At 52.3% G+C, this 287-nt stretch carries 1 protein-coding gene; it reads right to left on the bottom strand.

Features of this window, described 5'->3' with window-relative positions:
- Window positions 1-287: hypothetical protein (locus ACT3RN_RS16330; protein WP_444518905.1), on the bottom strand; the 287-nt coding region annotated here is incomplete at both ends.

Raw genomic sequence — 287 nt, 5'->3', positions numbered from 1 at the left:
ATAGCGTAGCGCACCAATGTTTGCGCTGATGCCCTCGCTATCACTTGGACTCGCTGTGGTGATAATGAGCTTCGGCGGTGTATGTTCATCCGTTTGCTCATGACGCAGATAGGCGGTCAGTCCTTGACGTGCAAGCCGCTCACAGATATGTGTCCAGTCACTGATTTGCCACTGGGTCATGCGTGCAGGTGTCCAGCTGGCGTCTTCACTATTGCTATCATCGACGGTCTCTATCTCTAGAGTAGCTGTGCGTTCTGCCACCATTGATTGTACCGATAGGTCAGTGT

Source organism: Psychrobacter sp. AOP5-GZ1-6 (assembly GCF_052376345.1).
GTDB lineage: Bacteria > Pseudomonadota > Gammaproteobacteria > Pseudomonadales > Moraxellaceae > Psychrobacter.
Note: the sequence above shows the minus strand (reverse complement) of the source record. Positions and strands in the feature narration are given on the sequence as shown.